Raw genomic sequence first — 500 nt, 5'->3', positions numbered from 1 at the left:
GAGTCGCCACCGTCTGGCGGATCCCGCACCGCGCCGGCGTCGACCCCGCACCCCGCCGGGCCGACACCTCCTGGCGCACGTTCCTGCGCGCCCAGGCCTCCGGCCTGCTGGCCTGCGACTTCTTCACGGTGGACACCGCGTTCCTCCAACGGATCTACGTGTTCTTCGTCGTCAAGCACGCCACCCGCCACGTCCATGTTCTCGGGGTCACCAAGCATCCGACCGCGGCCTGGGTCACCCAGCGGGCACGAAACCTGCTGATGGATCTCGAGGAGCACAGCTACCGGTTCCGGTTCCTCATCCGTGACCGCGACACGAAATTCACGGCTTCCTTCGATGCCGTCTTCACCGCAGCCGGCATCGACGTGATGCGCACACCACCACAGTCGCCGAAAGCGAACGCGATCGCGGAACGCTGGGTAGGCACCGCCCGCCGCGAATGCACCGACAGACTACTAATCGTCTCCGAACGGCACCTGACATCGGTCCTCGACAGCTAC

General features: G+C 66.2%; 1 pseudogene. It reads left to right on the top strand.

Annotation, left to right across the window (positions count from 1 at the left end):
- Nucleotides 1-500: pseudogene (locus tag FMEAI12_RS00040) on the top strand (integrase); the annotation flags it as partial.

Origin of the sequence: Parafrankia sp. Ea1.12, assembly GCF_900465275.1 — a bacterium.
Taxonomy (GTDB): domain Bacteria; phylum Actinomycetota; class Actinomycetes; order Frankiales; family Frankiaceae; genus Parafrankia; species Parafrankia soli.
Note: the sequence above shows the minus strand (reverse complement) of the source record. Positions and strands in the feature narration are given on the sequence as shown.